Raw genomic sequence first — 250 nt, 5'->3', positions numbered from 1 at the left:
CGGACGCGACCGCCTGGATGGCGGCCTACGCGCTCAACCTGATGCGCATCGCCATCGAGTTGGCGCTCCGGGATCCGACCTACGAGGACATGGCCGAGAAGTTCTTCGAACACTTTTTGCTCATCGCCGTCACCACGATCAGCGCGCGCGACCTGGAGAAGTTGCCGTCGCTCCAGAAGCGGATGCGATTCTTCCTCGAGAACCGGCCGGACCTGGCGACCCTGGTCTCGCGCTGGAACGTGCCGGGCGA

General features: G+C 64.8%; 1 protein-coding gene. It reads left to right on the top strand.

Going from position 1 to position 250, the window contains the following annotated elements; translation table 11 throughout:
* Window positions 1-250, top strand: a 250-nt coding sequence (locus tag FV233_RS30025; RefSeq protein ID WP_147899689.1) for a hypothetical protein, incomplete at both ends; no start/stop codon positions are given.

Origin of the sequence: Methylobacterium sp. WL7, assembly GCF_008040085.1 — a bacterium.
GTDB lineage: Bacteria > Pseudomonadota > Alphaproteobacteria > Rhizobiales > Beijerinckiaceae > Methylobacterium > Methylobacterium mesophilicum.
This window is presented reverse-complemented; position numbering and strand designations above follow the sequence as displayed.